The organism is Leeuwenhoekiella palythoae, assembly GCF_900130045.1.
In the GTDB taxonomy this organism is placed as follows: Bacteria; Bacteroidota; Bacteroidia; order Flavobacteriales; family Flavobacteriaceae; genus Leeuwenhoekiella; species Leeuwenhoekiella palythoae.
Map to the genome: position 1 here is coordinate 318055 of NZ_FQXT01000004.1, position 6280 is coordinate 324334.

A 6280-nucleotide genomic window follows, 5' to 3' on the forward strand; every position below is an offset into this window, starting at 1 on the left:
TTAATTACGATGCCTATTTAAAAAGGCAACCCAATATGTTTAAAAAAGTTTTGATAGCAGAAGATTTTCAAGGAGATAACAAGAGTATTGTGGATACCTTGAAAGCTAAACTAAGAATACCTGAAGTACAGGAAGAGTTTTATTGTGACAAAGCGTTTAATCGCCTCAAAGTTGCCCATATAAATCAAGAAGCCTACGATGTACTGATCACTGATCTTTCGTTTAAGAAAGATCATACTCATCAAAATATAGTGTCAGGATATGAACTGATAGAAGTTTCCAGAAAGCTTCAGCCTGATATTAAAATTATCGTAAACTCCATGGAGGAAAACCCGGTTCAAATTAAAACGCTATTTGACTCCTATAAGATTAATGCATACGTGTGTAAAGGCAGACAGAGCTTGGATGAATTGGTAAAAGCAATGGAGCTTGTGAGGGATGGAGCGTTTTATATTTCTCCTCAAATTGATCTCAACTTGGGAAAGAATTTATTTGAGCTCGATGAACTTGATCTGGTTATTTTAAAGAATCTAGCAAATGGTTTGAGTAAAAAGCAGATTCGAGTAAAATTGAAAAAAATGGATTTGAGGCCGAATAGCGAAAGCGCTATAGATAAACGTGTAAGCAAGCTTTTTGATGAATTTGGCGCTAAGAATTCTACAGAACTGGTCGCTAAGCTTATACGGGAAGGGTTAATCTAAAACCCATTATCATTTTAGTGAAAAAAATCAATGCCTTACAGATTTCTGTAAGGCATTGATTTTTAATAGCCCTAGGTTTGATGTAGATTTTTAAAACCTTTAATTATGATTAGGTATCAAAACCGAAACAGAGATTCTGGGGTAGCATTTTATGAATTGTTATCAAATGGGATTGTTGTTCACTTCACTACTGGCGCCATATATGAATATACTTATGCAACAGCAGGAAAAACATCAATTGATCAAATGAAAAAGTTAGCTGAATCCGGTTCTGGATTGAATAGTTATATAAATCAAAATGTAAAGTATAAATATTCACGAAAAATTCGCTAGTAATAAATTTTGAAAATTATGGGAAACACAATTGGACACATCTTGATCTCTTATGACATTAATAGATCGCACACAGAGGTAAAGAGAAAATTAGAAGAAAAAGGATACCTAGACCATTTTAAATATCATGGAGCATCAAAAACTTATTATTTGCCCAATACTACTTTATGGCACACCAAAATGTCTTCTAGCCAAGCTTTAGAGGACTTAAAATCTGTTTGTCAAATGTATTCTGTCGTACTGGAAAAAGCGGTGGCAGTTAAGGCTAGTGAATTTATTGCTATTTAATTTCTGGTTCTAGTATTATGAAAAACATATTTGTTTTGATGATCCTTTTAATGTCTTTCTTTGAAATACAAGCCCAGTCTGCACCTCAGGACACCCTTGTTGAAACCCCTTGTTGTGAAGAGGGACGCGGCTGCACAGGATCTTCCTATTGCACGGCTTGCAAGAATTGCTCAGGCTGTAAACATTGCGCTAAAAATGGTGGAACCTGCGGGGTGTGTAGGCGGGTGAGAACAACTCCGGTCAGGTCAGTTTCTTCAAAGACTACACCTGTATCGGCAAAATTTAAAAAGGGGATGCGGTTACATGTATCCTCACCAGTTTTAAACTTGAGAGAAGCACCTTCTGCATCTTCAAAAATACTTGGGAAACTGAAAGTGGATCAGGAAGTGGAAGTTATGGAGGTGTTAGATTCCTGGTGCAAAGTGAAAGTTTTAAGTAGTCAAAATACAGGTTATGTATATAGAGATTACTTAAAATAATCTAATTCTACTTGATGAAAAAAACTGAAAATACTGATGATCTACTATTTTTTTAATCTAAATCTTAATGAATGGAATACAAAGTTATACCCTTTATTGCTTCAATTGATCGTAGTAAGGAAAATACGAAGCAAGTTGCCGAGCAGTTAGAGGCATTGATAAAAAATCAAACTGCGGATGGATGGAATTATGAAAGACTCGAAAGTGTAAGTAGCTATGTGCAGCCCACTCAGGGATGCTTTAGCTTTGGAGGTGAACAAGGCTATTCTACAGCGCATCAAATGGTTGTGTTTTCTCGTGATTTCTGATGCGTGTTTTTCTAATTCTACTTATCAAATTTTACTGGGTCTTAATTCCAAAGGCTAAACGTAGAAGATGTTTATTTAAGAAAAGTTGCTCCCATTATGTCTTTGATATAACTAAAGATGAGGGTTTTTTTGAGGGATTGAAAGCTTTGAATTTTAGGTATAAAAACTGTAGGCCAGGTTATTACATACTTAAAGAAGAACAGCTACTTATATCTGCTAGTGGAAAAAGCTTTGACAATCATCATATAAAAGAAGAGATTTTTTAGATCACTATTTCAACTATTAATTATGGGATACCGAAAAGGATATTATCGAAAAGATGGAACCTATGTTCAAGGTCATTATATAAGCAAGACCAGCTCGAAGCAAAAGGTTAAATCAAAAAAAGGATGCTTCCTTTTAATGCTAGCACTAGTTTCTATTTTGGGAATAGAAGCTTGTAATCCTGAATCGGATTGTCCTACTAGAAAATGCTCTGATTATAACAGTCAAGCTCAGGCTCAACAAGAATTCAATGAAAATCCTTCTTGCCTTGAAAACCTAGATTCTGATAATGACGGGATTCCTTGTGAAAACCTACCTAAAAATTAAACTATGATATCTACCGAATTAAAGAGCCATTTTCTTAGGCTTTATCAAATGGCTTTCTCTGACGATAATTTCGATGTCTTAGAGATGAAAATGCTTTACCATTTTGCAGAAGAACGCGGGGTAAGCAGGGCTGAGCTGGATGCTATACTTGTCAATCCCTCGCACAACTCGACAGTCCCAGACTCCACCGAGGAGAAAATATCTTACCTCTATGATTTGGCCCTTATGATCTGGGCAGATGGCAAAGTAGATCCAGACGAATTGGTCACGCTCAAAAAATACTGTCTAAAGTTTGGTTTTTTAGATGAGAATATTCCAGAGCTCACCTCTTTTTTGTTAGAGAACGCAGGAAAAAAACTGCCTAAACAACAGTTGATGAATTTAATACAAGAGTAATTATGAGTAGTCTGAAAAGCATTTTTACAGTAAAAAAGAATGAGAAAATTCCTGATGAGAAACCTCAAGTTGAGGATGTTAAGCAAGTGAAACTTACCTTTTTTGAAAGTGGCTATGGCTCGTCAAAGCAAGCAGAGGGAAATCATCGAGTTTTTAGAACTTGTCTTGAAGAAGTCTATATGGATTATAAAGGCAAATGCCGTGAGAATGAGCAGTTGCAAAAAGAGCTTAAGGCTCCTTACCTCGATGAAAAGGGAAGACAGGAAACTGAATTGAAAAAGCGCAAAACAGCACTTGGGCTTTTAGAAGAAACTGTTAGCGCTATTGAGCACAAAATAAGATCGTTGAAAAATGATATGGTCGAGGTTAAGCGCAACCCTGAAGTATATGGTCTTGAGGTAGACAAGCGCCCAAAGGCCCAGTTTTATATAGGCCTTTTTGTATTGTTACCAATAACGCTTTACTTGTTGGTGTTTTACATTTCAGCTTCGTATTCAGCATTTTTCAAGAATTTTGATTCAGACAAACTGGGTGAAGCCATTTTTGATGCGGAAGCATTTTCTAAAGCTATTGCAGATGGATGGCTTGAAGGGGTTTTTGTGGCAACAATACCTTTTGCATTTATGGGATTGGGTTATTTGATCCATATGTTTCAAAAGCAGAAGGGTATAATGAGCTTTGTTAAAATAGGGATGCTCTTTACGATCACCTTTATTTTTGATGCCATTTTAGCTTATCTCATTGAACAAAAGCTCTATGATTTTTATAAGACACCAGATTCACCACCATTTGATTTAACTATAGCTTTTTCATCTGTGGAATTTTGGGGGATTATTTTTGCTGGCTTCATTGTTTACATCATTTGGGGATTGGTGTTTGATTTCATTATGAAAGAGTATGAAAATTTTGACATGATCAAATCTTTTATCCGGTCCAAACAGGAAGAGATTAAGAACGAGGAACTTGAATTGAATAAGGCCAAAGAAAAACTTCCGCCAATTAAAGAAGAGATTTCAGGTATAGAAGGGAAAATACTGGACCTACAGCGTACTATTGATGGCTTTGTCTTTTCAAATAAACATTACCTCACCTATCACGCAGAATATGTGAAAGGTTGGTTTTTAGCAATAGCAGACAATTTTGATGGGAGGAAACGCCAAGAAGAATTGTACAGAAGCTGCGAAGAGCAGGAAAAGCTACATCTGGTAAAATACAATATTGACAACGAAGACTATGAAGGACGTCTGTATAAACTGATTAACTAATGAGAATTAAAATAATTGCCAATCTAATATTATTAAGTTTTTTAATAGTTGCTTGCAAAAGTGAACCTAAAGAAGCTCATAAAGCCATTACAGAATCTAACGAGCCTGTGGACAGACTGTCTCCAGAAAGGCCCGACTTAAATGTAAGTATTTTACTTGATCTCTCAGATCGAATCAATCCGGATAAGTATCCAGATGAAGCTATGCAATTTTATGAAAGAGATTTGGGGTATATCAATTCAATAGCAAATGCTTTTGAAATTCATTTGAGAAATAAGCGATCGATAAAAATCAATGATCAAATACAGCTTTACATCGACCCGGAGCCTGCAGATAGTAAGCTTAATAAAAAGCTGGCAGATTTAAAATTGAAGTTTACCAGAGATAATGCAACTAAAGATAAAATTCTTACAGTTACTGAAAAATATGACAGTATTCCTAGGCTTATTTATGAAGCATCAATTTTAGATGACGCCTACGTAGGCTCTGACGTCTGGAGGTTTTTTAAAAATAAGATTAATGATTTTTGCATTGAAGAAGATCATAGGAACATCTTAGTAGTTCTTACTGACGGATATATTTATCATAAGAACACTGTGCTAAAAGAAAACGGCTTAACATCTTACCTTACCCCACAGACCATACGAGGATTTAAATTAAATACGAGTAACTGGGAGGAAAATATAGAAGCTAAGAATTATGGCTTCATCCCAGCAAATAAAAATTTAAATACTCTAGAGGTTCTGGTATTAGGCATAAATCCCGACCCTAAAAATCCGTATGAGGAGGATGTAATTTTCAAGTATTGGGAAGACTGGTTTGCCAAGATGGGAATTGAAACATATGAGCTCAAACAAGCACTGCTACCTTCAGATATGAATGCAATTATTCAAGAATTTATATGGGATGAATAAATTAATACAGACTAAATTTGATATAAACAGGTAAGTGATCTGAAAGTTTACGAGCTTTATCTAGCTGATCACAAGACATTACAAAGTCGAGCACTCCGCTATCAATGTATGTTAGGTCCTTTGAATAGAATACATTGTCAATCGCGTGGTTAAGGTAGTCTAATCCGGTGCACGATCGTTTTAGAGTGGTTTTTTGCTCGACTAAAGCAGGAACGAAGCCGTTACTTTTTAATGTGCTAAATACAGGGTCTTGTACTATAGTATTAAAATCTCCAGCAAAAATTAAAGATCCCGTTTTAGCATTGACAATGTATTCAGATATTGCTTTTATTTCAGCTTGAGGATTATTATCGTGAGGTCTGGAATGAAAGTTTATAACCTGTAAAACCTTTGAGTCCAGATAAAAGTTTATCGTGAAGGGTTCGCGATCTACTTTTGAATCCAGAGCAGCGATAAGCTTACCTCTATTCTTAATTTTAATATTAGAAGTTTTCCAGATGAACGCATAGCGCTCAGTTACGTACTTCGAACTATTCGTAGGGTCACTTATTACGTAATCCCATTTAGCCCCTTTGCGGTTTAGAATGTCTGATAGCTTAGCTACTGCCTGAGCTCCCCCATAACCTGCAACAACCTCTTGAATAGCAATTATGTCTGTATCTCTGAGTATTTCTGCAATCTGCTCAAGTTCTTCTGTGTTTTTGGTTTTTCCAAAATCTTGAATGTTCCAGGAAGCAAGGATAAGTTCTTTTTGTTGAGAAAAGGATGCGAAAGAACAAAAGAGTAAAACTAAAAGTATATATTTTTTCATCGAAAATCTAATTTGGCTAGAAATCTAAAAATACAACTATTCAGATATTTGATTTTATAGATATCTGTACAGTGAAACTGAAATTAGTAAAGACTTGTAGTACACTATCCAATTTAAAAACTATAACGATTTGATATTTATATATTTAGATTGTTTAATTTTAGTGATGATTCACAGGAGCATCACAGACGCAA

General features: G+C 35.4%; 11 protein-coding genes. 10 read left to right on the plus strand and 1 reads right to left on the minus strand.

The window, feature by feature from the left end:
- Window positions 1-35 precede the first annotated feature (35 nt).
- The 10 genes from BUA96_RS11790 (at window position 36) to BUA96_RS11835 (ending at window position 5275) form a co-directional block, all read left to right on the plus strand.
- Window positions 36-701: a DNA-binding response regulator gene (locus BUA96_RS11790; protein WP_072983321.1), complete on the plus strand. Its 666-nt coding sequence runs from the start codon at window positions 36-38 to the stop codon at window positions 699-701.
- A 105-nt stretch (window positions 702-806) separates the two neighbouring features.
- Window positions 807-1034: a hypothetical protein gene (locus tag BUA96_RS11795; RefSeq protein WP_072983323.1), complete on the plus strand. Its 228-nt coding sequence runs from the start codon at window positions 807-809 to the stop codon at window positions 1032-1034.
- Window positions 1035-1052: 18 nt separating this feature from the next.
- Window positions 1053-1322 carry a hypothetical protein gene (locus tag BUA96_RS11800; protein ID WP_072983325.1) on the plus strand — a complete coding sequence of 90 codons (270 nt, stop codon included), beginning with the start codon at window positions 1053-1055 and terminating at the stop codon, window positions 1320-1322.
- Window positions 1323-1339: 17 nt separating this feature from the next.
- Window positions 1340-1801, plus strand: a complete 462-nt coding sequence (locus BUA96_RS11805) for an SH3 domain-containing protein (protein ID WP_072983326.1) — start codon at window positions 1340-1342, stop codon at window positions 1799-1801.
- Between the two features lie 71 nt (window positions 1802-1872).
- Window positions 1873-2109: a hypothetical protein gene (locus BUA96_RS11810; RefSeq protein WP_072983328.1), complete on the plus strand. Its 237-nt coding sequence runs from the start codon at window positions 1873-1875 to the stop codon at window positions 2107-2109.
- Window positions 2109-2375, plus strand: coding sequence for a membrane protein insertion efficiency factor YidD (gene yidD, locus BUA96_RS11815; RefSeq protein ID WP_072983329.1), 267 nt, complete (start codon window positions 2109-2111; stop codon window positions 2373-2375). Before BUA96_RS11810 ends, yidD begins: the two co-directional genes overlap by 1 nt.
- 22 nt (window positions 2376-2397) lie before the next feature.
- On the plus strand, window positions 2398-2700 hold the full coding sequence (locus BUA96_RS11820) for an excalibur calcium-binding domain-containing protein (RefSeq protein ID WP_072983331.1): 303 nt from the start codon (window positions 2398-2400) through the stop codon (window positions 2698-2700).
- Window positions 2701-2703: 3 nt separating this feature from the next.
- Window positions 2704-3096, plus strand: coding sequence for a tellurite resistance TerB family protein (locus tag BUA96_RS11825; RefSeq protein ID WP_072983333.1), 393 nt, complete (start codon window positions 2704-2706; stop codon window positions 3094-3096).
- 2 nt (window positions 3097-3098) lie between these two features.
- Window positions 3099-4361, plus strand: coding sequence for an ABC transporter permease (locus tag BUA96_RS11830; RefSeq protein WP_072983335.1), 1263 nt, complete (start codon window positions 3099-3101; stop codon window positions 4359-4361).
- Entirely contained in the window at window positions 4361-5275 is a 915-nt protein-coding gene (locus tag BUA96_RS11835; protein ID WP_072983337.1) for a hypothetical protein, read from the plus strand. The genes BUA96_RS11830 and BUA96_RS11835 overlap by 1 nt, the downstream gene beginning before the upstream one ends.
- Before the next feature lies 1 nt (window position 5276).
- On the opposite strand, the gene BUA96_RS11840 is transcribed toward BUA96_RS11835, so the two are convergent.
- A complete protein-coding gene (locus tag BUA96_RS11840) occupies window positions 5277-6086 on the minus strand; it encodes an endonuclease/exonuclease/phosphatase family protein (protein WP_072983339.1) in 810 nt (269 codons plus the stop codon).
- Window positions 6087-6280: the final 194 nt, after the last annotated feature.

Coding starts and splice junctions, on each gene's coding strand:
- BUA96_RS11790 (WP_072983321.1), top strand. CDS start 36: ATGTTTAAAAAAGTTTTGATAGCAGAAGATTTTCAAGGAGATAACAAG.
- BUA96_RS11795 (WP_072983323.1), top strand. CDS start 807: ATGATTAGGTATCAAAACCGAAACAGAGATTCTGGGGTAGCATTTTAT.
- BUA96_RS11800 (WP_072983325.1), top strand. CDS start 1,053: ATGGGAAACACAATTGGACACATCTTGATCTCTTATGACATTAATAGA.
- BUA96_RS11805 (WP_072983326.1), top strand. CDS start 1,340: ATGAAAAACATATTTGTTTTGATGATCCTTTTAATGTCTTTCTTTGAA.
- BUA96_RS11810 (WP_072983328.1), top strand. CDS start 1,873: ATGGAATACAAAGTTATACCCTTTATTGCTTCAATTGATCGTAGTAAG.
- yidD (WP_072983329.1), top strand. CDS start 2,109: ATGCGTGTTTTTCTAATTCTACTTATCAAATTTTACTGGGTCTTAATT.
- BUA96_RS11820 (WP_072983331.1), top strand. CDS start 2,398: ATGGGATACCGAAAAGGATATTATCGAAAAGATGGAACCTATGTTCAA.
- BUA96_RS11825 (WP_072983333.1), top strand. CDS start 2,704: ATGATATCTACCGAATTAAAGAGCCATTTTCTTAGGCTTTATCAAATG.
- BUA96_RS11830 (WP_072983335.1), top strand. CDS start 3,099: ATGAGTAGTCTGAAAAGCATTTTTACAGTAAAAAAGAATGAGAAAATT.
- BUA96_RS11835 (WP_072983337.1), top strand. CDS start 4,361: ATGAGAATTAAAATAATTGCCAATCTAATATTATTAAGTTTTTTAATA.
- BUA96_RS11840 (WP_072983339.1), bottom strand. CDS start 6,086: ATGAAAAAATATATACTTTTAGTTTTACTCTTTTGTTCTTTCGCATCC.